Here is a 23,139-nt window from a genome sequence, read left to right as displayed (position 1 = left end):
TTATAAAGTTGTTTTGACCAATTGTCTTCAATAAGACCTAAAACATCATTGTGTATGGATTTACGGTACATTATTATGATAAGTTTTCTTGATGTGAGATGTATTAGTTGAATAAATAATAAAGCGAATGTAAGTATTCGATTAGTGATTGGATACGCAGAAATTTGAATATTAACATTATTAAATTATATGTATTTGCTCGGGTTTGTTCATGCCAGAAACAGGTTCATGATTCATGAACGGGCGATTTATGTGAACATATCGACAACATCATGTTGTGACGTCGCTGGTAATAGCATGAGCTTTTGCCACCCTCATAGCCGCCTCCAGCTCACTACACCCAAACTCTCTCATAATCTGCATCCGCTCCGCCTTCTCGTGTTTCTCCGTCATCCCCAGCGCCAGCCACAGGGCAGGGGATACCACCCGGAACAACGCTTCCACACGCGGCGAAAGCACCACGCCTTCGGTATATTTCCCCGGCGCTTTGGTGGCGCTGAGCAGTAGCTGACGCTGTTCCGGCGTCAGGGATTTGAAGCGGCTGACTTGCTCCACCTCCTCGGGCGGCATCACCAGCAGTTCCCACCACTCGATCATATTGAGCAGTTTCTTCGCATCATCCGGGAAGTCGCTCAGGTTCTGCGTTGCCAGCCACAGCCAGATCCCCAGTTTGCGCCACATCTTCGATCCCTTTGTGAGAAACCGCGCCAGCAGCGGGTTGACGGTGATTATATGCGCCTCATCGGTAATATTAACAATGGGCCGTGCCAGGTGCTGGTCGCGTTCTCCGAGATTGTTGATATGGTTAATCAGCGAGATATAGGCAATCGCCAGTTGTGCTTCGTACCCTTCGCGGGCAAACATCGCCAAGTCCACCAGGGTGATATCTGCTTCCGGCCACACCTCGCCTTCGCGGTTGAACTGTTCGCCTTCAAACCCAGAACAGAACATATTCATCGCTTCGCCCATCTCCCACAGCCGGTTACGGCGGGATTCCGGTAGCGCCGCATCCTGCGCCAGTGTGAATAGTGCGTCGCGGATATCCTGTGTCAGCGTTTGTCTTTTTTCGCGAGCTGTGAGCCGGGCCGCGTGCAGAATCGCTTCGCGGATCAGCGCCCGGTCTGAGCGAGTCAGGCGGGCATCCTCCTTCAGTTCGCCACCGGTGATCATCAGACGAGCCGTAATCTCCATCTCGCCCAGCAGATCGCGCTGTTCGTTATCGGCGTCTTCGGGATCGTCATCATCCGGTTCTGTTGAAGGCACATCGCTTTCCGCCAGTTTCCACGCATCGGCAAACAGCGGCAGCGTGATACCTGAGCCGGGCTTCAGGCTGATTTTATTCACCGTCAGGCCGTGCTCGCGGGCGTAATCGGCCATCAGCCCGAAGGAGTTGCCCGCCTCGACGATAAACAGACGCGGGCGGTGCAGCGCCATCAACTGAGCGATTTTGGCGTTCAGGGTGGCGGATTTGCCTGCGCCAGTCGGGCCGAGCAATAACAGGTGCCCGTTCTGGGTGCGGTCCTCGCGGTTGAGCGGATCCCAGCACAGCATTCCGCCGCCACGATTGAAATAGCTGACGCCCGGATGCCCGGTGCCGCTTTCGCGTCCAAACAGCGGCAGCAGGTTGGCAAGGTGTTGCACAAAGCTAAAGCGGGTATAGAGCTGGCGTTTATCCCGTGCCGGGTCGAAACACATTGGCAGCCAGCGCAGCCACGAACTGAGCGGGGCGAGTTCGTCATTTTCCTGTACCGGGACCATACCCGCATTCAGCAGCAGACTGTTCAGGCTGCGCACGCGTCGGGTCAGTTCGCCGTTATCCGGGGCGGAAAGGTAAAATGCCAGCGCGCTGCGGTAGAGTTTGTGGCCGTCCTTCAGCCAGTGGCGCACTTCCTGACAGTCTTTTTTGGTGTACTCCGATTCGACGTTCTCACCGATGGCGCGGTCGCTGAGGCGGCTTAAATGTTCCTCCAGCCGATCCTGCGGCCAGACGACGATGGTCAGCGCCATAATCACCCCTTCCGGCAGCAGGTCGAACAGCGCGTTAATGCTGTCGCCGCGTGCGGATTCACCGGTCATATGGCCGACTGTGGGCGGTTTGCGTAGCCTGTCCAGCACAATGACCTTATGCGGACACTGGTCGAACAGCCACGTGCCCTGCGTGGCCTGAGAGCGGGGTTCGCTGCACAGCAGGCTCTCGGCAAAGTCGTATAGCTCCGGCGTGTCATCTTGCTGCGCCATCTGTTGCCAGAACTTCTGGGGGGAGTCTGCTATCTGCGGGGCGGGATTAAACCAGCGCAGCAGCCAGTGGCGAATGGCTTCACATTCCAGCCTGCAGGCGTGAATACCTGCGCCCGCCAGCGCGGAGACCATTCGTTCGCAAACGGTATTCAGCGCCTCTTCCGGCGAGTCTTCCAGCGGATCGCGGGATTTATTGGGGAGCCAGCGGTAGACCACCATCCGGGTATGGCGCTGCTGAGCACGCCAGCGGGTACGGCTGACCGCATCGTCCATGAAGTAGCCTTCCGGGCGGGAAACCGCGTGCAGATGGCGCTCCATCTCGTTCAGCCAGGCTCGGGTAAAGTCGGAATCCTTCGCCTCTGGTACGGCGTAGTCATGCAGCGCGGCCAGCCAGCTTGCGGTGTCGTCCTCATCCTGACAGTAAAATTGCACCACCCACGGATGGCGATCGTATTCCGTGAAGCTGTCCTGAAGCGCATCCTTTAGAATATCGCGCAGTTCTTCCAGCCTTGCCGGGGAGTGGCCTTCGGTGCCAAACGGCGTGATGTCATACACCGCGCCGACCGAGCGCCCGTCATCCAGCAGCAGCGTTTTGCTTTCCGGCTGATACTCCACCCACGGCAGAAAATCGACGAACGACGCGCCTTTCTGGTACAGGTTGTCCACCGTTCGTTCGGTCAGCGTGCCGCTACGCATCATCACAGTGGATCGGTCCGCTCGCCGGGCAGGGCGTACTGCACCCGGTTATAGAAGGGGAAGACGGTGGTGTATCCCGGCACCGGGACGCCTTCGCTGCCTGCCAGATGAGGGGAGATATACATCTCCAGATCCGGGTTAGGAAGTCGCCGGAACAGCGCCTGTGTGGCATTGCCGTCGCTTAGTGTGGCCTGCTGCTGTTGCGCGGTCAGTGTGGCGTCATCCAGCGGGCGGCGCAGCACCGATCGCGCGTCGTACAGCGCCTGTGTATCGTTATTCTGTCGGCCCCAAATGTTCAGCATGGTGGTGTTTTCATCCACCGGCAGCAGCGTTTTCTGGTCGGTGCTACAGGCGGTCAGCAGCAGCGATAACAGCAAAATCAGCATACGCATCAGTCCAGGTCTCCAGTGTGTTCGCCCGTCGTGCGGTAGTTCACCCGCCGTCCGTTGGGATCGTAGTCGATGGCGAGCTGGCGAGTGATATGGATGGCAACGGCCTGGCCGGGTGGTACGTAGATGGCGTCGAACATCTGGCCGTAGCGTTGTTTAAACCAGTCAGCGCTCTCTTTCAGGCCGCCGCCCAACGCCTGGCCGAGCACGTACTGCCCGCTGTCGCCTGTCAGCGCGGTGGTGATGGAGCCATCTTCCACGGTGGAGGTGGTCTGGTTGTTCGCCAGCGCCTGCGCGGCGGCGGACGATCCGGCCAGCAGGAACTGCGAGCCGATATATTCGGCGGCGTTGGATTTGCGCTCACCGGGGATACAGGGCAGGCCGTGAGGGTCGGATAGCCAGCCGATATTGCCCTCTGTGCCGTTTCCGGTTTTGTCGCCTTCGGCGGGTAGCGTGCGTACCGTGCCGTCGCGGAAGACAAAGGTGATTGACGTTAAGCTGCCGCGCACGCAGGAGAGCGTCCAGTCGCCAGTGGCACTGCCGGAGATCACCGCGCCTTCAATGTCGGGCAACTCGATGCCGTTGGCGGTGAGGTTATCGCGGCCAATCAGCACCTTGAATGGGTAAGGATCGGTGACGCTACCATTAAGCGGAATGCGTCCCAGCAGGGCGGTCATCGCTACCGAGCCGATTAATGTGCTGTTCTGCGGCAGGGTGTAGACCGGTTTGACGGTGGCGGGCGGTGGTGTTTCTGGTTGCGGTGTAGTGTTCTGCATCGAGGAAGGAAAGGCCAGCGCAGGTTGCAGTGGACGACCGTTTTTATCGGTTGGCAGGGCGTCGGCGGGCGTTATCCAGCGCAGTGGCTCGCCGGAGGCCACTTCCGGTTCATCAATCCCCAGCCCGGCCAGCGAGTCATCCGTTGTTCTGTTGCCCTTTAGCTGTTGGATCTGCGTCTGTAACGAGTTGAGCAATTCGTTTTGCTGCTCTGAAGCGCTGGTCTGCTGGCGGTTAATGGCCTCGTTGATGCGGCTGTCGGTATTCTGCTCGCGCTCACGCAGGCGCTGATTTTCCTGCAACAGTGCGGCGTTACTGGCTTTTACCGTTTCCAGCTCCTTGCGCCAGAGTTTTATCTGGCCGACCAGCGTGGCGACGGTATCGGCGGGCGTGTCGCCTTCAATCCCCAGCGCTTTCAGCTCGTCGAGGCTGAGGGGCGTTGCAGGCGCAGAGGATTTTGACGGTGTGGTTTTGCGATCCTGACAGGCATGAAACAGCAGGACGCTGCCCGCCAGCAGAGTGAGCGGCGCCAGAACCCGCAGCAGGATATTCGCCTGGAGTTTCATTTCTTCTTCTCCGGCGCAGGCTCCGGCAGGATCGCCTGTTCAGGACGCTGATTGCGGGTGATGAGATAGAGCACGGTGGTGTCTTCGGCGCTACCCTCAGGCCCTAGCCAGCGATGCTGGAAGGAGGCGGCGTAAAACCGCCCCTGAAGCTGGCGCGGATCGAGTTCAAGCCGGGTGGCGCTTTTATTCTGAAGCCGGATCGCTGCCAGGTGATAAGGATCGAGCCGCCAGCCGCCGATCGGTATGGCGCTGACGGGTAACGCGGGCAGCAGGGTGGTGATGGTTTTTGCCAGCCGCACGCCTTCAGGCTGAACGCCCGGCAAAGGCTCTACGGTGCGTAACGGGGCATATAGCATCTGCGCGGCATAGCGGGTGAGTGCCACCGGAAGCGGCGTGGAGGGTTCAGGAGTTGTGTCGGGCTTCGCATCAGACGTTTTCTTCTCTTCGCGGACAATGCGTATCGGCTCCCTGATGTGCTCGCCCTTGCTGGCGGAGACGTCCAGCAACATCAGCTCGCCGTTCTCTGTGCCCTGAAGCTGTAGCCGGGTGGCGGCAAACGGCTGGCTGGCAAGCAGGTACAGCGTGCCGTTGCTGCTTTGAATGCGCAGCTTGCCTTCGAGTGTGGCGGGATAGCCCACCCGGACATTACGATCGACAAAGACGATCCGCTCCTGCCCGATGTTCAGCGCCACCGGCAGCGGGATACGTTCCCACTTCACCAGTTCGACGGCGTGCAGGGGCAGGGCAACCAGCAGAATCAGCAGTGGTCGGACATTCATGGTTTAGCCGCCTCCAGTTTCTGCGGTGGTGAGGAGAAGCAGTCCAGTGCCAGCCCCCACGGATTTTTCTGCTGATCGATGTTGTAGCGCAGCACTTTGATGGGGTAACGGACCATCGCCCGCTTGACGGGTTCGGAGTGGAAATACTCATCGACGGTCAGATCCAGCGTCACAATCCAGTTGTCGCGGTCGAGGATCTGCACCCGCTTGTCGTTGAATCCCCGACCGGGGATTTCATACACGCCGCGTACTCGGTCGCGCAGCTCACCGTTTTGCAGACGCTGGTGAAATTCCCGGTCAATCTGGCTGTAGCAGCCGGGAGTAAGATAAGCCCGCAGGGCGCTGAGGTTGCGGGGATAATCAGCCTCGCCGTTGGTCGGCCAGCGGTTAATCTGCTGAAACACCGAAAACGTGAAGGCGTAGACCGTGGCGGGCGGCACTTCCCACCACGGACGCTGGCTGGCGGCGCGGAGATCCGGCGGCAGATACACCGTGAGCTGGCGTGGGGCGCTGTACCAGCCGAATCCCATGCCTGATGCCAGCAGGAATAACGCGACCAGCGCAATATGCAGAGTGCGGATATGCGCATCCCGCGCGGCCAGCGCGTGCTTAAAGGCGCTCATCGTCGGCTCCGACGAATAGCCCAGATGCCATCGTGCAGGACAAAACGCTGAGCGCCGATACCGAAATGGGCCAGTTTCAGCTCCAGCGCCCGATACAGCCAGCTCTCTGGACGCCCTCGCTTCAGCCGCGCCAGCCAGCGCCCGCCGCAGAGGATCGCCAGCGCACCGCCGGGCAGGGCGCAGCCGGGGATAAGGCTCCAGTTGCGGCACAGTATTGCCGGAATGGCTCCAGTAATGGCGCCGGTAGCCAGCCCGACCAGCAGCGCTATCAGCAGCTCGCTGACCGTCAGACCGCGAAACACCGCAGGCTCGCGGTTCAGCCGTTCCGGGAGAAAGGGGATGGTGCTCATGACTTACAGGATGTCCGAGGCCTGATTGAGCAACCAGATGGTGATCACCAGCAGAACCGCGCCGACGCCCGCCATTGCGCCTAAATCTTTCCACTGTTTGCGCCCGCCCTGAATTTCGGAGTAGGTGGCGATACAGTTGTTGGCGACCACCAGAAAACCCACGGCGCAGATGCCCAGCGTCATCAGGATCACGATGTCATAACCGTAGTTCTGCAAGGTTTCCATGATGCCGTCGCCCTGACCGCGTGAGGGATCTTCCATCTCTGGCAGATCGGCATATGCAGGTAGCGCCGGGAACCATAACAGCCATCTGAAGATGCGTTTTTTCATTTTGCCTCCTGAAATCTGCTAACTCAGTACCAGCCAGAAGCTGACCAGTAGCAGTAAAATGGTTCGTCCGCTGATGCTGCCCAGCGCCCGCCAGCTCACCCGCGCGGTCGCCACGCCCCGGTAGGCATCATTCAGTACCCAGACCACCCACAGCAGCAGAAAAGCGCTGAACAGGCCGAGCATCACCAGGCTAACGGCATCAGGCTTCACCAGGCTGGCTGCCTGGAAGGCGCTGATTTGTTCAGGGCTCATGGCGCGGTTTTCTCCTCACTGTATTGCCCGACCAGCGTTGCTGTATCTCGCGGCTGGGCGCGGGCGGGGGTGAGGTAATTTTCAATCCCGCTGCGCAGGGTGGTGATATCGCTGTGGATGCGCGGATAGTCGAAGTAGTAGCGCTCGTTGAGGCCAGTTCTGGCGCTTTGCTGGGCGCGGTGGAGCGAGGCTTCGATTTGGGTAAGCTGGTTGAGGGACAGGGTTAACTCTTCGCGCTCGGTGAGGGGGGACGCAAGGGCAGAACATGTACCTGATAATATAATAAAGAACGAAATAAAAAAGCTTTTCATATCTGCATCCTGAAACAGTTGCTTTTCAGAATGCAGATTTTGCTGGTTGGCAGAAAGAGGGAATTGATTATAGCGTGACTAAAATTTTTATGGATGTCTGCTATGAATATCCGCTATCACTGACAGGTAAAATGCTTCCTCCTTCTCTTTGGATTGTGTGAAATCACTACCAAAATTCGAATTGATATGTACACCAACGCTTTCGAGGAGTTCTACCTTGACAAGGAGGCGTTTGATATTTTCCTCTGGGCATTGAGATGAGTCGAGAAAGCAGGCAGGTAAGTAATAAGTGATGTTATTAGTTATGCTTATTTCTGATTTTTTTAGAAATCTATTTCTTTCTCTGGAAGTTAACAACCACCAAAGATCTATTTCCATAAAATCCAAAGTTAACCCGATGATATAGATATCTCTGAGGAAAAAATTATCTATCCAGCTGTATTCCGTTGTGATGGTTTTTTTCTTGAGTCTGCTGGTTAATGGTTTTTGGTCATAATCTTCCTTCTTATAATGGCTCCCGGTGATTGTATAGTTCCTCATGCCTTGTAGGTGGCCACTGTAGTGCTCATAACCAAGAGTGATTGAGTTAGGGACAGTAATGTCACCGTGGATATGCCAGATTTTTTTGCTACCCAATATATGATGCCTGAATACGTTGTAGCGCTGCTCCTTGATGATTCCTGCATTGCGAAGCTGCGTTGATCCTGTTTTCTGAATTATGGAATCCTCAAATGCAAGATCGTAATTTGTTGTCATTATATTCTGGCACTCGAGGCTGGTGATTGCCTGATGAATAGCATTAGGTTTTATTTTTGCAATCTTTTCAGCAATAAATTCTTTAACTCTACTTTCTGTATTGTTTTTACCGTTACCTTTGAGAATGTTAAAGTAAATTTCTTCATATGCTAGAGGAAAAGGTTTGTTTTGTGTATTAACATTTATCGAAAATTTATCATTGAGACTCTCTAGTACATCATTCCAAGAGTGCCCGTGGGAGAGATTATTGATGCCGTTACCAATAAGCAGTGAATAGTCGTTCATCTAACTTCCTTTTTATAAAGAGATTTTAAATTAAAACTCGTTCACAACTTGGTGAAACTCCGGACATTCATCGCCAAGATACATAAATAAATCACAGTATAAATCTATTAGTAAGTGTAGCGAGTCTATGAACTTTGCATAATTATAAAAATTGGGTCCACAATTGTTTTTTAACTCAACCTTTGTGTTGTTGATTTCAATTGAATAATCATTGCCGGATTTATTTATACCTATGTTGTGGATTGTGTTTCTAAGTGAAAATAAGAAGTGAACAAACTCTGTAGCTTTACTTCTTTGGGTTTTATCTGAAAGGCCCGTATAAGTTATTTTGGATAGAATGAAATCAATTTTTTCTCTTGATGATACATAGGAATTTGTCTTTGTGAAAATTTCCATTTTTAACTCGTCAAGAGCATCAGTGTTTCCAGTTTGCGTTAGTTCTACATATCTCAAAAGTCGTTCTTCTAGTTTTTTTAGTTTTGTATTCTTGCTTGCATGTTTGTTCTTTATTGCATCGTATGCTTTGCATGTCCAGTATTCAAATACGGAGAAAATATTTATAAAAAATCTTGTTAGAAGCATATGGATTAATTTGTCAGCTTGCCAGACGTATATGTCATTTAAATCTTTCTCAATTAATGCTGTGCTGTTATCACCATGTTTCAATTCTAAGTAGTGGTAGTATTTATTATTTTTTACGCAACTGTTTATGAGTTAGGTTATGCCAATCCTGTGATTTGAATTAGTAAGTTCATCATTCATAATGAATAACAATGGTAAGTCGATTTCATCGCTAAAATCAGAAAAAAAAGTACCACTGGTATGATGTTTAGACATTTCCTTCCGATATAAGCATCTTCTTTTAAGGCTAATTAATGCTTGTAGTCGGTCAATATTGTTTGGATCAAGATTGTTCATTTTTACCTCTAATTTGTATTGCATATTATACGTAAAGTTATAAATGCTTTTTAAACGCCCCTAGAGTCGCTGATAACGCCAGCCCAATTCCCAAAGCTCCTGGTATCAGCACATACTCCTGCTCAAGGAAAATTGGTACCGCTAACCACACCAGTCCCGTCGCTATCAGGCTGGACGAAATCATACGCTTGGCATGGTGATAAACAAACCCGGACTCATGGCCTGCGCCGAATCGCCGTAAGTCGCGGCGTACCAGCCCGTCGATAAGGCCAATGGTAATGGTGAGCGCAAACAGGGGTAGCGCCTGCAACAGAATCGCCAGCCGCAGCAGAAAGGTGAGGGTGATATTGCCTGCAGACAGTAATGCGCAGTGGATTAAGGTAGTGACGGTTTCCGTCCAGAACATCCCACGTTGCCCGTTGAGCGAAGCAATCAGCGCCGCGCTCGCTTGCTGCAACGTATTACTGGCAAGCGCCAGATCTTCTACCAACCATGCAGGTGCGCCAGCGGAACCCCGCCACCACTGCCATGTTGCCTGCAATACCTGTTCACTGTGGTTGGCGCAGGCGTTCCGCCAGAAAAACGCATCGCCCAGCCAGTTCAGCGCTATCGCCAGCATCCATGCACCGAGGAAAAAGCCAACCAGCATGCCGGGCAACAATGCGATCCAGCCGAGTAGTCCGGGGCGGCGTACTGGTCCTGGCGGCACATGCTCGGGCATCAGTGCAGCGGCAGTGTGATATAGCGGCAGAGGAATCGCGCCTCGTGCGCCTCATCCAGTCGAACCTGAAAAATATCGTGTTCATCCTGCGGTGATGTAGTTTCGCGCCATGCCTGAAAGCCCTGTAAATTCATGCGAGCGATAATCTGATCGGGCGTTTCTCCCTGCGTCAGCGCTTCCACCGCCTGTTGCAGGGGAAGAGGCAGCGTTTGTGCAGGCCACATCACTTCAACGCTTACGAGCTGGCGGTGTGTCCGGGGTATCATCGGTCAGTTTCTCCGTGGTTTCGCTGTCGTTCAGCCATAAAATAGGGTCATTTTTCGCTGTTACAACAGTCTCCGGCTGGTTCCACCATACGGGGGCGCTGTCGTACTGTTTTTCCATATAGCGGGATATTTGTGCGATGTTTTCTGGCATCAACGGATCGTGTGCTGCGCCCGGTAACGGGATGCGTAGCTTCCAGAGCTGGCCGCCTTCCAGCAGGGCGAACGCCTGACCTTTAGGGAGCTGTACCAGCGAGGCGGGTTCCAGTAGCGGCACCTGTACGCTGCTCACCCGATCCTGAGTGTTGCTGGAAAACCCGATATTGCCCTGAGCGTCAGCGCTGTCGGTGACGCCGGAGCTGACGCTGTTGCTGAGCACATCCACCTGTGGCAGTTGCTTCGTCAACAATTCGGCGGTGGCGGTCTCCCGCACTCGCATCATGATCAGGCTGTTGAAGTTGCCGACCACCTGGCCCGTTTTGGCGCGGTCGCCGATGCGGGCTTCGATATCGGAGAGTGTCTGGGTGTAGGCCGTGACCTGCACGCCCGCGCCGCCGCCTTTGTTGATCAACGGAATAAATTCCTCGCCCATCAGCTCACTGAACTCATCGCAGTGCAGGTTGATGGCTGCTTTCTCTTCCGCCTGCGGAAGATCATCCATCACGCCGTGCTTGTAGATATGCCCGGCGACGCTGACCAGATCGGCAAACATCGAATTTCCCACGGCGGCGGCAATCTCGGCATCGGACAGCGCATCCAGCCCGACATAGACAATCGCCCGCTGGCGAATGGCCTGCTGCCAGTCGAACACCGGGCGCGGGTCGTTAAGGTCGCCGTAGTCCGGGGCCAGCAGTTGCGCGATTTTCCCGGTAGTCAGTTTTTCCAGCAGCGGCAGTAGCGAGGCGACGATCTTATCGAAATAGGTTTTGTCATAGCGGACGGCAGAACGCAGGCCGTCGAGGATCGGGTCGTGTAATCGGGTGGTGGAAAGGTACTGCTCCAGCGCGACAACGTAGCTGTCCCGTCCCTGAAGGTTACGAGGCGTGTTTTTCTCGGTGATGCCACCGGCAATCCGTACCACGTTATCCCATGCCTGGCGATCATATCCGGGCAGAAAGACGCGGGCGTAGTCGATAAACAGTTCGTCGATGTTGATAACGTGACGGGCGATACGGGCATAGTCCGGGCGCTGGCCCAGCGCCACCAGGGCGCGGGTGATGATGTTGACGAAGCGCCAGGCAAACTCGCGGAAGGCGGCGGAATTGCCCTCGGTGGAAAGCTGCCCGGCGATGCGGCTGGCAACTTCCGAGATGCGACCAAAGCGTCCGACGGCGTTGTAGCGGGCGGAGATCTCCGGCCAGCCGAGATGAAACAGCCAGAAGACGCTTTCCCGCCTGGCGCGATGCGCTTCCGCCCAGACGCGACGCAACAGGTCGGCATCGCCCTTGGGGTCGAAAACAATCACCGTGTCGCCACGGCGAATATCCTGAGCAATTAGCAGCTCCGCCAGCCGGGTTTTGCCGACGCGGGTGGTGCCGAGTACCAGCGTATGCCCCGGTCGGTCGCGCAGGGGCAGCGTAACTCGACCTTCGCGCAGCTCCACGCCGTGCAGCAGCGGATCGCCGCCGCTGGCGGAAGGACGATCCGTCTGTAGCCAGTGTTCACATTGTGGCAGACGGCACAGATACAGCCGTTGAGTATGTGTGGGTAGCCAGCGAAAGCCGCGCCCGAGAAACAGCGAGTCGGGTAACTGCGGGATACGGCTGGCAGAGAGCGTCCAGAGCGGCAGATGGCGCACGCGACGGCGAAAGTGCAGGATGCGTAATCCCTGTTTTAGCCGCAGGGCCGACAGCGCCAGCAAGGCCAGCGCCAGCAGCCAGCCGGAATAAGGCGTCAGCAGCAGCGTTTGCGGAGCCATCATGCACCATACTGCCGCCAGCAGGGCCGCGCTGGCGCTGTAAAGCTCCACCGCCGGGCGCAGGATAAAATCGAGCCTCACTGTTCAAGCCCCTTGTCGGTGATCAGTACCGGATACGCGGTGATGGGCAGGTGTTTTGCCATATCGTCGGCGCTGACGGGCAGCAGCGTTAACGCTGGAGCGATGGCCCGCAGGGCATTCAACCGCGCCAGAGTGGTGACGTTCACGACCAGCCCGGTGGCGTGCAGGGTTTTCAATGCGTCCCGGTGCTGGCGCAGCCATTCTGTGGACTGTGGATCTTCGCCGATTAAAAACAACGGTGTCATTCCCGGTAGATTTAGCGCCAGACGCGGTTGCTGACCGGGATGCAGATTGTGGGTAACAACCGGCAGTAACCTGGCCTCATCCAGCGCCTGCATGGGAACGGCAGGTCCGGCAATCGCGGCGGCAGTAAACAGCAGCATGGCTGGAATAAGGTGTTTCATGGCGACGTTCCTGATGCGGAGAGCAGCCGGATTTGCTGGTCGATTTTCTGGCGGTAGACGGCGGCAGGTTTGCCTCCGGCGGGATGGTGGTAGCGGGTGGCAGCGTCCAGCCAGCTTCCGGGGGAGGCATTGTAGTGCTGACGCAGCAGCAGGGCGGTGACGGTGAGATTGTCCGCTGGATCGAAACTGGCGCACAGCGAGGGAAACCACTGGCCGTTCCAGCCGAGATTAATCTGTCCCAGCCCGGCATCGATGCGTTTCAGGCTGCGGGTACGAGCGAAGTCCAGCAATGCCCGGCAGGCTGAAGAACGGCTGGGGTAACGGTAGCCGGTTCCGGCAATATTCAGCGTCCACGGCCACGGATGCAGCCCCTGCGCCAGACGGGTGCCACTTTCCGCACGGGCTACCGCGTAGAGCAGTTCCGCCGGAATCTGCTGCTGGCGGGCGATTTGCGCATACAGCGGCGGCACGGCACTGGCGTGAGCGCTGATAAGCAGGCCACATATCAGGGCGCAGAGACGGGACGCCATTGCTCCCCCTGTTGTTCGAGCAATAACGGCAGTTTTCCGCCGCCGAGGCGTTGCCAGCGCCCGTTATCGTGATTAAGCGTTATCTGTCCGCGTTCGACTTTGCGCATATCAATATGCTGGCGCTGCGCCCAGCGTTGCAGGCTGGCATCGTCGTTACGACTGTTGACCAGCCAGATGTCCAGCGGACGGTCGTCGTTGATGAGCTTCTGCGCCAGCGTCTCGCAGGCTGGGCATTTTTCACTGACGAACAGCGCCATTCGTGGCTGGACGACGCTGCGGATGGGCGTCAGCGTCGGGTAAAGCCGCTTCCACGCCTGATCGTAGGCATGCTGGAACGCCAGTTCTTTTTCCACCCGCAGATGCTCTTTACGGGCCAGCAGTTCGGCGAAGCGCTGGCGTTCGGCGTCGTTGTTGGCTTCCACGCCGAGGGTGGTAAGGGGGTCGAGTCCCGGCGACCAGATGCCGCGCTCGCCCTGACGCAGTTGCTGGTAGTGCTGCCATTCGCTGTCGGTTAATCCCCACTGCTGCGCCTGAGTGTGGGTGATGGTCTGTTCTTCAATACGGGTTTGCTGCGGGCTGGCAAACAGCGGCAGTAGCAAAAGGCACAGCAACAGGTATCTGCGCATTGCGGTTTATCCTCCGGCGTTCAGCGTCAGCCGCTGCCCGCCTTTACGGAAAGTAGCGTGACTGCCGTCCAGTTGCAGCAGTTGCCAGCCCTGCACGCTGTCGCCGGGGGCAACAAGCTGAAGCTGTGAGAGCGAGCGGTAGCCGGATGGCGCGATGACGGCGAACTGCCGCCCGGCGCGAAACTCGCTGCTGATAAGGGAAAAAGGGGCCTTTGCGGCCCAAAGCGGAGATGGGACGGGGCTTTTTGCCGTGGCGCGGCTGCGCGTGGCGGTCTGTTGTTGCAGGTGTTGGTAACTGGCGTTCAGGGTCTGGATTTGTCCCTTCAGTACCCTGAGCTGTTCGTTAATGGGTTGAAGTCGTTCGGCCTGATCGCTGGTGGCATCGTCAAGCTGTCTGGCAAGGGCTTCTGTGCGGTCGGTGATGTCTTTTACGGCAACTTCCAGCTCGTGATAATCGCTGTCTGGCTGCTGTTGGTTATGCCATTGCACCATCTGGCGTTGTGTCTGCTGTTGCACCAGCGTCAGGGTATTCAGGCGGTTGACGCACCATAATATTGTCGCCGCCAGAAGAAGGAGAGCGCTGCCTGCTATCAAGTAAGCCAGACGTTTAAGCATGATGCTCTCCCGTTCCCGGTGTGTTCAGGTGAAAACAAACTTCGCGGTTCAGTACATCGGTCTGCATCAGCCAGCCTGGTCCGGCCAGCGTTTTGAGCGCCTCTTCCAGCCGCATCGGGCCGAGCCGGTATTGCGAAAGCGGCAGCGGTTTGCCAGCCAGAAACTGCGTTGGATGGTCATCGGCGCACAGGCTGTAGCCGCTCTGTTTCAGCAGCCAGGTAAAGGCGTCGCCCACAGTGAGCTTCAGGTTCAGCGGCAGGTTGATGTTGATGATTTGGTGCAGCGGGTTGCGCTGAGCTTCGTCGGGGCGGGTGTTGATCAGTAGATAACGGTCATAGCGCACCACTTCAGGCGCGGGCGGTGGTGTTGGTTTTGCCACAGGCACAGCGGGCTGTTGCGGCGCGGTGCAGCCGCCCAGCATTAGCAATGTGATAACCATTCCCGTTGTTCGTATCATCGTTTCTGTGTCAGATGAGTCATGTCCGGAGAGTGCGCAATGGCAGGGTGGGAAACAACGCAGAACTCATTACCGGCTTTGAAAAAAAGGCCTGCATGCAGGCCAATGAGGATCCAACAAAAAGAAAAGCAGTGGCTATTCTGGTAATGACCACTTAGGAGAAATCTATTCCGCGTAGTTCTGCGCGATAATCGCAGTCTTATCGAGACGACTGTTAACCTGCGCGGCAAACTCATCTATCGGGCACAGCCAGCCATCCGGGCTGTTTTTGCAGTTCAGATTGAGTTTGCGTTGTAGCGGTGGATTTTTATCGCTCAGTGGCTCAAGACGGCGTATCTGGTCCAGTGTCTGTGTGATAAAAGTGATGCCGATATACGTCTGACGGGTGTTGCTGTCGCGGTAACGTTCAAACATCAGCGTGCTGCCCGGTGGAGTATCATCTTTCGGATAGCCCTCCAGTTGCCATGAGACATTGAGCAGTGGTTGCAGATAGCCAAGGTTAGTATCGTGAGCAACATACATCACCATACGGGCGTCCGGCGCAGAGGCGCTGATTTGTCTGTTGGCATCAGGATCCTGATAGCCGGAACCTTGTTCCAACGCATACAGGATTTGGCTCATAAGCTGGGAACCTCCTCTGGCAGCGATGTAAGGGTTGTGTTCGATCAGGTCAAACTTGATTTCTTTTAGTTGCATCAGTGGTGCGATATCGGCAGCACGGCTGACATGACCAAAGGCAACATCCTTAACCGACATCCCTTCGGTGTATTGCAACCGGAAGGTTTCGCCCAGTTCGTTCCCTTTCGCAAGCGGTCCTTTCAGTGAAATATTGATATTTTGCTTGTCGGTACTGATTCCCCATTTATGGTTGGTGAAAGTGCATTCGGTGGGCTGGCATTCAGGATCGACTACCTTCTGCATCGCTGTTATCTGCGACGCATAACGTTGTCTGGCCGTATCGAAACTGCCGCCCAATGCCGTCATTATACTCTGCGTCGCTTTTTCAACATTCAGTGGTGCCATGCCGCTGACAATGGGCTCAAACAGTGTGTCGTCAGTTTTCTTGTCCGGGGAGTGAATCGGTATTGCACAGCCCGGAAATAATGAATCAGCCAGCGCGTTGGCCGTCATGCGGGTGCGCTGAAACGCGCTGGAACGGATAAAGATGTTCTTTGCATCGGGACAGGTGTTTTCAGTCAGAAACTTCTGGCTGACAAAATAACGGTGGAGATAATCTCCCATCAATGTCACGGCAGCGTAGCCGTGCATTGTCAGCTCACCGTCTTTCGCGCTGAAGGTGGGGATAGGCGTAGGGGAGTTTTCCTGTACGCTGGCGCTGTTGCTTTGTGAGCGAACGCCATGCCGAGTCATGGTGACGACTTTTTCCAGCACCAGATTATTACTGGTTGCGGCTGTCGCCATGGGTATGCTGGTTGAACAGGCCATACACGCGGCAGATATCATCAGGGGTAATTTTTTCATGATTGTCCCGGTTTATCAGAAGTAGTAACGAAGTCCGAGCGCTGATTTATCATCAGATTTGGTGTCGGAATCATAATTCGAACGGTTGTTCTGGCTGCTGTATTCCAGAAATACCAGCACGGATTTATTGAACTTATAATCGGTGCCTAATACGGTTCGCGTTTCCTGATAATTGTCGGCGGCTTCATCGCCATCTCTGATAGCCCAGGTGGCATAAACCGATTGTTTATCATTGAAGGTCCATTTTGTCCCCAGACCAAAAAGTTTGGCATGGGTGGTTTTGCCCCAGGGTTCGTAGGCATCTGAATCCCCGGTGTTGCCGTCTTCAATTTTTTCACCACCATAGTCAATAGCGAATGACAGACCCCATACGGGAATATCGTATTTTGCGCTGACGCCCCAGATGCTTTCCTTTACTGGATCGACATTATAATATCCCAGGTCTGCGTTGGATTCCGTGGAGCCATTACTTTCCTGTTGTGCATAACCTGCCCGCAGGTGGAGGTTAAAGGTGGTGTCGTAATAAACAGCCGTTGACCAGGCGTAATTAATATCATTGACGTTAGTTTCATCCTGTAAAGTGTAGGAGGCACCGAAACGGAAATCGTCATATTTATCACTCATGTATTTCAGAGTGTTGGATATCCTTTTGACGTAGTTGTTATCCCCGCCGCCAACGCGTTTGGTTTTCTTTCCACCATAATAAAGTGCGCCGTTATTGCCCCATTCATAGGTGTAGTCAGACTGATGGACTGACTCAAAGGGAACTGTAACGCGACCGAAGTCAATTTCACCGATACCCTGATAATGAAGGCCACCATAGGCCTGGCGGTTGGTAAAATTGAAGTCGTCTTTTTTCTCCGTTGCCTGAGTATCATTACCCCATTCGTAATAAACCAATGCTTTTAGCTTTTCATCAATTTGCCGTTCAAAACGAAAGCCAATACGTGAGGATTCATCTTCCAGTTTGTATTTGTTCGTGCCTTCTTCACGCGCTCTGGCGCTGCTGCCATCCATCATCAGGCGCAGAGAACCTTTTATTTCAACTTTATTTTCATCTTTGTCATAAAGCACAGTGGCGCTGGCGCACCCGGCATAAAATAATGATGACAGGATAACCGGAGTAATTATTTTTTTCATTTTACTGTCCCATGAGGTCATTAATTAATAAATCCCGGATACTCTTGCTGATAAATACGTAGAACATCCCGATAGGTGGCTTTGTAATCACCGCTACCCAGTTTGGGGGCTTTCTTTGCATCTTCTTCGGTTTTGTATTTAGTATCTTTCCAGGCTACCGAGTTAATGGCTACTTTCCATGGGACATAAAGTTGCGTCGCATTCTGCATAAGCGCGGTGCCGCGACGAATATGACCTGCACGGGTAACAATCGTGGCTTCACGAATATTAAAGCTACGCATAATCATGGCGACGTAGTTAGCATTCTGTACGGTGTCATAAGAAAGAACTTCAGGAATAATCCGCGATTTATCGATACCGTGAGAGGTAAAGAAATCAGACATAACTTCCGCCTCGACGCGATTATTACGCGGAACACCGCCGGTTACGATAATTTTTGAGGTGGGGTAAGCATTGGCGACGGCCAGTGCTTTATTCATGATGCCTACCAGAGGCTCCTGCGGATTGCCGTTTTTATCGAGCTGGAAACCGAGAACCACGATGGCGTGATAACGTCCGGGATTTTTCACTGCTGGAATATCGAAGTTAATCAGCGACTCGTCTTGCAGTAACTTATCCGCTGAATTGAGTATGGCCGTATATTTTCGGGTTTGATCCGGGTAGCGTTTCTTTAATTGTTGATAAAGCTCCGGCGCGGCATTGTCATGCTCATCTGGCGTTTTAGCCGCCGCACGGATCAGTGACCATGCGGTAAAGCCGGAATGGAAGTCGCCGAATTTGGTGAAGTTTGCTTTGTACTGATCGATTCCCTGAGGAGCATGACCATTTCTGACCAACGATGCGGCATAAGAATTGGCAATGTTGATGTTATCCGGTGATACTTGGTAAGCGGCCGCAAAACCCTCTTCGATAGGACCGTTGGCGTTTACGCCATAGACGGTATTACCCCAGTAAAAAATATGATGACTGACGGCATAATCCGTGAAGCAATCTGCTTTTTGTTCTGATGAAGAATACTGCTGGCAATCGGATAACGGAAAATCTTTATCCTCGTAGTTAGCATGGGCGGCCTGCGCTGATTGCTGAAAAGCGAGCAAAAGGACAGGCAGCAGAAAAAAGAGCTTTTTTCTGTTCATAGCAAAACCTTTATCATTATTAAGTATGGGAAAGACGCAATTTCCCGCCGGTACAGAGAAGCAGGCTTATAAATATGCGCAGGCAGGATAAGAAGATGGCGTGATGAATAAAATCCATTTTCCAGTATCTCCGCTTGATTAATAAGCTGGTTAACTCGCGGGATACCTTATGAAGATAAGCAAGACTTTACATTATGAAATTGTTTTCTCGCTCTGAATAATTAATGAGTATGACGCCCGGTATGGGCGTCACTGTTAAGGGTCAGGCGGCATCTTCTTCTGCTTCCTGATTGCTGGCCTGCCAGACGACTTCACCGTCGATTTTGACAAGACCGATATAGAGCAGTCGGGCTTTCAGGCTGACGCCGGTTTCGCCTTTACGCTCACCTTTGCTGTAGGTGAACATATCGACATATAAATCGCCCAGTCGGAAGTGAATCAGCACTTTGCGCTTTTCATTGACCGCCTGCTCACAGCGGGCAATCAGTTTCCGCGCTTCGTTACCGGTGACTTTGCAGTCAAAGCGGACATATTCCACCGCATCGGCTGCCCCACATAACGCCGCAATATCACAGCATAAAAAAGGCTCGCCGCGTTTGGGGGTCACGGTGCGGACACGGTTAACGTAGCCCAGGCCGCTGGTGTACAGGTTGAAATAGGTTTTCTCGTTCATAGGATCCTCCCGCGTCGTAATCGCGGTGCTGGTGATATGCAGAATGCATCGGGGGAAAGGGATGCGCCGGGGTGATGCTGCGCCATTTAAAGGGTGTGGAACCTCGCCATTCGGCGGGTAGCTTGCAGGTTCCGGCTACCGGATAAGCAATGGTGATTTAAGCGGTGGGTGAGGGGAATTGCGAGGCGATATTCTGTTTGTTGCACCTTAAAAATCGTGTTCCGCACGGCGTGTATTAAGGTGCAGGAGCTGAAGAGGCACTGTTCGCGTGGCATCACGCGCGATTTCTGATAGCAGTGTAAATCGTCATAACTGGCGCTTGCGCACAAACGGATCCCATTGTTATCCGGTGGGCGCCGGAACGATGAGGGAGTCCGGGCGGATAGCGAGACGGTTGGCGTCTGGCTATCCGCCCGGAAGGGAGTATATCAATGGCAGTGCAGGCAGCTTTACGTAGCAGGACCGATCTGCTGCGGGTGCGTGTTTATAAAGCGGGACGCACCATTGGGAGGAATGCCCGTTGAGCATAAGCGTGGAACAGGGATGTCGTCGTGGCGAAATTTATCTCCCGCGTTCATTATTTTCCGACAGAGTGAGCAATCCCATGTGCAATCTTTCCGCCTGTTCAACTTTTTCCTGACACTCCCGCGCTTGGCGAATGATAAAAGTCAGCACTGACATCTGCATGTTGAACACGATGCGATCTTTCTCGATTTCTAGCAGGGTATCTCTGGCGCGCTGCGGCACCTTCGGGTCGCCGATCAGGTGACAGAATGCCGGAGTACCGGTTTTATTATTCTGCTGGTTACGCCAGCGCAGAAAATTTGCGCCGGAGGGAGCCGGGCCGATGGTGAAGATCAGCGGAAGCTGGCGCACGGGGTAGCGCCGGGCGCTCTGGATCAGACGTCGCATCAGCGGTTCCATCATCTCACGGGCGGCTCTGGCGTTGCTTTCCAGCAGCTCAAGCTCCCCCTTACTCTTAAAAGGCTTTAAAAGGCCTTTTAGCGAGGAGACGTAAACCTGCATTTTATAGTCGTCATCAGCCAGCGGCTGGTAGCCGGTTGTCGGGTTATTCATCATGGGTGGCTCCCGGTGTGGTGTTCTGGGCGGTAGAGGATAACGGCGGTGAGTATGAGGAGCGCAGTTTGCCGCTCAGTACCGCCTCCGGCAGCGGGCCGCAGCGGGTAATGACTGCCCTGGCCTGCGGCGTATCGTCGATAAAATCCCTGCGCTTCAGACCGGAAATCTGATATTTCTGCGCCAGGCTGAAGGCACTGCGGATCACCGATGCGCCCCGGTTCAGCCACTGGTGCATATCCCGGCGCGACAGCACGGCGATATGCGAAGCCAGAAGAAGCTGGCGGGCAAGCTGGTCAAAATCGGTCAACAGATAGACGCCCTGGTATGCCAGCGGCGCGTTGATAAATAGTGGGAAGCGGGCGGGCTGTACGTTGAGGCAGCTTTCAATATCGATACCTTCCGGCAATTCGCTGAACAGCGCTTTCGCCTGTTCCAGCATCATTTGCATTATTTTGCGTGACTGCGCGAGCTTTTCCTCTATATGCAGCATCCACAGGTCGGCGTAGGGATCGTCATGCTCTGAAGCGATACGTATCTGGTTGAGGATTTCGATAAAGCGCGGCATGCCGATGATCGGCGCGGGGCCGTTCTCGGTCGCCCGTCGCCCGGTCCACAGTCTGGTGGCATTATGGGTGTGAAGCTGAATATGGATCGCACTGCGCAGGGGACCCATGTTGAAGGTGTAGTCCGACATACACTGTTTCCTGTTGCGGGTGGTGGTACGTGCAGGTTGGCGGCGTGAGGATATGTGAGCAACGGGAAAACGAAAATGCAGGCGGGAAGTTTTCTGACGGTGAGGGTGATACCACTGGCATCACCCTTTTGCCTATTGGTTGGTGGGGGATTGATAGGCATTGATGTGATGCCAGTGGCATCACATCGCACTTGTTGGTCGTTATCTCTACACAAAAGACACTGTTATGTGTCTTTTTTGTAGAGATGCCTCAGCATTGATTCTTAAGCAGAGTGGGGATATAGCAGCAATCTATTCAAGTTTTTCGCGCGAAAAACTTGAATAGATCGATATGCGAGAGGTAAAATTTTGTACAGGAGGTGACTCATGAGCATTCAGAAACAAGTCGTAAGAGATATTGATAGGATTGAGCCTGGTAAAATGTTTACCTACCAGGCGCTGCCTGCCTGGCGGTCGTCGCCGGAGAGCACTGCGAAGGCCATGAGTCTCTTGGTGAGCAGCGGTCAGGTTCGCCGTTTTTCAAAAGGCGTTTTTTATCGTCCTAAGCAGGGAGTTTTGGGGGAGGTTCGTCCTTCGGACAACGAAAAAATCCGCCTTTATCTCTTTGCGGGTGAAGAACGAATTGGCTATATAACGGGTCTCAGCCTGTATAATCGCATGGGGTTGACAACTCAGGTGCCGAAAACGGTCACTATTGCTACTGAAAAAGCGCGGCAGAAAAAAAATTTGGGTAATATTGATATTCGCCTGGTTCCCAGTAAAGCGCCTGTTAATGAACGAGACAAGGAATATCTTGAAGTTCTGGATGCTCTGACGGATATTAAAAATATTCCTGACAGTCAGCCTTTTGAAGTGCTTGGTGTGTTGAGCCAGAAAATAAAAAACATGGATGAAGGTGCGTTGGACTCACTGGTACAACTGGCAAAAGGATATTATCCACCTGCGACCAAAGCGTTGCTGGGTCTCATTTTGGATACCAATGGTTATGCTATCAGCCGCCTTCTGGCAGAAGATCTTAACCCTACAACACGCTATAACATTGGGTTGAAAGGGTACTGGTCTCAGGCTAAAAAATGGAAGGTCATATGAATATTCATGAAAATGCCGATAGTTTTGTCGAGATTATTCAGGCCACGGCAGACCATCTTTCTATACCGGCGGTATACGTTGAGAAAGATTATTGGGTAACATATATTTTAAGAAATCTCAGCCGCTCTGATTATAAAGAGCGGCTTATTTTTAAAGGTGGGACTGCGCTTTCAAAAGCCTATAAATTGATCCGTCGTTTTTCTGAAGATATCGATCTTGCTGCTCATTTGCCTGACTTTTCTGGAAATCAGATCAAAAATTATATCAGAGACGCCGAAGCCCGGCTTACCGAGGGGTTGACGTATCTACCGGGACATCCCGGTGAGTCAAAACATGGTTCATTTCGTAAAACATGGTTTGAGTATCCCAGACAAGTTGACGGTGAGTTTGCTCAGGCATCTCCGTTCCTTTTACTGGAAATCAACGCATTTACCACGCCCGAGCCTTATTCTTTAATGCCAGTGTATACATTGATTGCAGAGTCTCTGAATATGATGGGTCGGCCCGATCTGGTTCAGAAATTTGGGTTGATGGCATTTGAGGTCAAGGTCCTGAATATTGAGCGAACTGTTGCTGAAAAAATAATGGGGCTGGTTCGGGCTTCCCGTGAAGAAAATGTCGAGGAACAGTTGAAGGCTAAAATCCGCCATATTTATGATTTATGCCTTATCCGACGAGATGCTAAATATGCCGGGTTGTTTACTGATGATGGGCTGCTTCCCATGCTGAAGGTGGTCGAGGATGCTGACAGGCAACAGTTCAGGTACGCCGGAAGCTGGCTTGATTCCCCTTTATCCGAGGCCGTCATTTTTTCTGATGCGGCATCTGTCTGGCAGAAGATACGATTGGAGTTTCATACCCGTTTTGCTCCTCTTGTCTATGATAGTGATATTCCCGGAGATGGCGAAGTAATTAGTATGCTGGATGCTATCCATGTCCAACTTAGGAACTATGTACGGTAGA

Annotated in this window: 27 protein-coding genes; 2 read left to right on the top strand and 25 right to left on the bottom strand. The window is 53.6% G+C overall.

The genetic code is table 11. The features are described from left to right. Positions 1–270: 270 nt before the first annotated feature. The 25 genes from AC3G3F_RS01790 to AC3G3F_RS01670 all read right to left on the bottom strand — a co-directional run bounded on the left by AC3G3F_RS01790 (position 271) and on the right by AC3G3F_RS01670 (position 21,087). The gene (locus AC3G3F_RS01790) at positions 271–2,937 is read right to left on the bottom strand and encodes a conjugative transfer ATPase (RefSeq protein WP_488394437.1); all 2,667 of its coding nucleotides are present in this window, start codon (positions 2,935–2,937) and stop codon (positions 271–273) included. After that, positions 2,937–3,326, bottom strand: coding sequence for a TIGR03751 family conjugal transfer lipoprotein (locus AC3G3F_RS01785; RefSeq protein ID WP_085347335.1), 390 nt, complete (start codon positions 3,324–3,326; stop codon positions 2,937–2,939). The genes AC3G3F_RS01790 and AC3G3F_RS01785 overlap by 1 nt, the downstream gene beginning before the upstream one ends. Then, a complete protein-coding gene (locus tag AC3G3F_RS01780) occupies positions 3,326–4,663 on the bottom strand; it encodes a TIGR03752 family integrating conjugative element protein (RefSeq protein WP_085347336.1) in 1,338 nt (445 codons plus the stop codon). The genes AC3G3F_RS01785 and AC3G3F_RS01780 overlap by 1 nt, the downstream gene beginning before the upstream one ends. Then, positions 4,660–5,442 (bottom strand): TIGR03749 family integrating conjugative element protein, encoded by a 783-nt coding sequence (locus tag AC3G3F_RS01775; protein ID WP_488394327.1) that lies wholly within the window; start codon positions 5,440–5,442, stop codon positions 4,660–4,662. Before AC3G3F_RS01775 ends, AC3G3F_RS01780 begins: the two co-directional genes overlap by 4 nt. Further along, entirely contained in the window at positions 5,439–6,065 is a 627-nt protein-coding gene (locus tag AC3G3F_RS01770; RefSeq protein WP_488394325.1) for a PFL_4703 family integrating conjugative element protein, read from the bottom strand. Before AC3G3F_RS01770 ends, AC3G3F_RS01775 begins: the two co-directional genes overlap by 4 nt. Continuing rightward, positions 6,062–6,415: a TIGR03750 family conjugal transfer protein gene (locus AC3G3F_RS01765; RefSeq protein WP_488394323.1), complete on the bottom strand. Its 354-nt coding sequence runs from the start codon at positions 6,413–6,415 to the stop codon at positions 6,062–6,064. The genes AC3G3F_RS01770 and AC3G3F_RS01765 overlap by 4 nt, the downstream gene beginning before the upstream one ends. Before the next feature lie 3 nt (positions 6,416–6,418). Continuing rightward, positions 6,419–6,745: a TIGR03745 family integrating conjugative element membrane protein gene (locus AC3G3F_RS01760; protein ID WP_023247603.1), complete on the bottom strand. Its 327-nt coding sequence runs from the start codon at positions 6,743–6,745 to the stop codon at positions 6,419–6,421. 18 nt (positions 6,746–6,763) lie between these two features. Beyond that, positions 6,764–6,997, bottom strand: a complete 234-nt coding sequence (locus AC3G3F_RS01755) for a TIGR03758 family integrating conjugative element protein (protein ID WP_023247602.1) — start codon at positions 6,995–6,997, stop codon at positions 6,764–6,766. Then, positions 6,994–7,308, bottom strand: a complete 315-nt coding sequence (locus tag AC3G3F_RS01750; RefSeq protein ID WP_488394321.1) for an integrative conjugative element protein, RAQPRD family — start codon at positions 7,306–7,308, stop codon at positions 6,994–6,996. The genes AC3G3F_RS01755 and AC3G3F_RS01750 overlap by 4 nt, the downstream gene beginning before the upstream one ends. An 87-nt stretch (positions 7,309–7,395) precedes the next feature. Beyond that, a complete protein-coding gene (locus AC3G3F_RS01745; RefSeq protein WP_488394320.1) occupies positions 7,396–8,349 on the bottom strand; it encodes an SIR2 family protein in 954 nt (317 codons plus the stop codon). Positions 8,350–8,379: 30 nt separating this feature from the next. Beyond that, positions 8,380–9,015, bottom strand: a complete 636-nt coding sequence (locus AC3G3F_RS01740) for a hypothetical protein (RefSeq protein ID WP_488394319.1) — start codon at positions 9,013–9,015, stop codon at positions 8,380–8,382. 289 nt (positions 9,016–9,304) lie between these two features. Next, positions 9,305–9,988 (bottom strand): TIGR03747 family integrating conjugative element membrane protein, encoded by a 684-nt coding sequence (locus AC3G3F_RS01735; protein ID WP_488394318.1) that lies wholly within the window; start codon positions 9,986–9,988, stop codon positions 9,305–9,307. Next, positions 9,988–10,254: a hypothetical protein gene (locus AC3G3F_RS01730; RefSeq protein ID WP_488394317.1), complete on the bottom strand. Its 267-nt coding sequence runs from the start codon at positions 10,252–10,254 to the stop codon at positions 9,988–9,990. Before AC3G3F_RS01730 ends, AC3G3F_RS01735 begins: the two co-directional genes overlap by 1 nt. After that, a complete protein-coding gene (gene traD / locus AC3G3F_RS01725; RefSeq protein ID WP_488394316.1) occupies positions 10,217–12,250 on the bottom strand; it encodes a type IV conjugative transfer system coupling protein TraD in 2,034 nt (677 codons plus the stop codon). Before traD ends, AC3G3F_RS01730 begins: the two co-directional genes overlap by 38 nt. Next, positions 12,247–12,654 (bottom strand): integrating conjugative element protein, encoded by a 408-nt coding sequence (locus AC3G3F_RS01720; RefSeq protein WP_488394315.1) that lies wholly within the window; start codon positions 12,652–12,654, stop codon positions 12,247–12,249. Before AC3G3F_RS01720 ends, traD begins: the two co-directional genes overlap by 4 nt. After that, a complete protein-coding gene (locus tag AC3G3F_RS01715; RefSeq protein WP_488394314.1) occupies positions 12,651–13,184 on the bottom strand; it encodes a lysozyme family protein in 534 nt (177 codons plus the stop codon). The genes AC3G3F_RS01720 and AC3G3F_RS01715 overlap by 4 nt, the downstream gene beginning before the upstream one ends. After that, the gene (locus AC3G3F_RS01710) at positions 13,160–13,810 is read right to left on the bottom strand and encodes a TIGR03759 family integrating conjugative element protein (protein ID WP_488394313.1); all 651 of its coding nucleotides are present in this window, start codon (positions 13,808–13,810) and stop codon (positions 13,160–13,162) included. Before AC3G3F_RS01710 ends, AC3G3F_RS01715 begins: the two co-directional genes overlap by 25 nt. Positions 13,811–13,816: 6 nt before the next feature. Continuing rightward, positions 13,817–14,425, bottom strand: coding sequence for a hypothetical protein (locus AC3G3F_RS01705; RefSeq protein WP_488394312.1), 609 nt, complete (start codon positions 14,423–14,425; stop codon positions 13,817–13,819). Beyond that, positions 14,418–14,882 (bottom strand): PFGI-1 class ICE element type IV pilus protein PilL2, encoded by a 465-nt coding sequence (gene pilL2 / locus AC3G3F_RS01700; protein WP_488394311.1) that lies wholly within the window; start codon positions 14,880–14,882, stop codon positions 14,418–14,420. The genes AC3G3F_RS01705 and pilL2 overlap by 8 nt, the downstream gene beginning before the upstream one ends. Before the next feature lie 165 nt (positions 14,883–15,047). Further along, on the bottom strand, positions 15,048–16,364 hold the full coding sequence (locus tag AC3G3F_RS01695; protein WP_488394310.1) for a histidine-type phosphatase: 1,317 nt from the start codon (positions 16,362–16,364) through the stop codon (positions 15,048–15,050). A gap of 15 nt (positions 16,365–16,379) precedes the next feature. Further along, on the bottom strand, positions 16,380–17,504 hold the full coding sequence (locus AC3G3F_RS01690) for a porin (RefSeq protein ID WP_488394309.1): 1,125 nt from the start codon (positions 17,502–17,504) through the stop codon (positions 16,380–16,382). A 20-nt stretch (positions 17,505–17,524) separates the two neighbouring features. Then, positions 17,525–18,640 carry a YdcF family protein gene (locus tag AC3G3F_RS01685; RefSeq protein WP_488394308.1) on the bottom strand — a complete coding sequence of 372 codons (1,116 nt, stop codon included), beginning with the start codon at positions 18,638–18,640 and terminating at the stop codon, positions 17,525–17,527. Between the two features lie 262 nt (positions 18,641–18,902). Beyond that, the gene (locus tag AC3G3F_RS01680) at positions 18,903–19,313 is read right to left on the bottom strand and encodes an STY4534 family ICE replication protein (RefSeq protein ID WP_023247587.1); all 411 of its coding nucleotides are present in this window, start codon (positions 19,311–19,313) and stop codon (positions 18,903–18,905) included. Between the two features lie 561 nt (positions 19,314–19,874). Further along, positions 19,875–20,393, bottom strand: coding sequence for a DUF3158 family protein (locus AC3G3F_RS01675; protein WP_488394307.1), 519 nt, complete (start codon positions 20,391–20,393; stop codon positions 19,875–19,877). After that, a complete protein-coding gene (locus AC3G3F_RS01670) occupies positions 20,383–21,087 on the bottom strand; it encodes a PFL_4669 family integrating conjugative element protein (RefSeq protein WP_488394306.1) in 705 nt (234 codons plus the stop codon). The genes AC3G3F_RS01675 and AC3G3F_RS01670 overlap by 11 nt, the downstream gene beginning before the upstream one ends. A 366-nt stretch (positions 21,088–21,453) precedes the next feature. On the opposite strand from AC3G3F_RS01670, the gene AC3G3F_RS01665 reads away from it, so the two are divergent. Together AC3G3F_RS01665 and AC3G3F_RS01660 are read left to right on the top strand one after the other, a co-directional pair. Then, positions 21,454–22,176 carry a DUF6088 family protein gene (locus AC3G3F_RS01665; protein ID WP_488394305.1) on the top strand — a complete coding sequence of 241 codons (723 nt, stop codon included), beginning with the start codon at positions 21,454–21,456 and terminating at the stop codon, positions 22,174–22,176. Further along, on the top strand, positions 22,173–23,138 hold the full coding sequence (locus AC3G3F_RS01660; protein WP_488394304.1) for a nucleotidyl transferase AbiEii/AbiGii toxin family protein: 966 nt from the start codon (positions 22,173–22,175) through the stop codon (positions 23,136–23,138). The genes AC3G3F_RS01665 and AC3G3F_RS01660 overlap by 4 nt, the downstream gene beginning before the upstream one ends. The last annotated feature ends 1 nt before the right edge of the window (position 23,139 follow it).

It is taken from the genome of Salmonella sp. FC25216 (assembly GCF_057751355.1).
The sequence above is the reverse complement of the archived record's forward strand: the minus strand, read 5'-3'. Positions and strand labels throughout refer to the sequence as shown.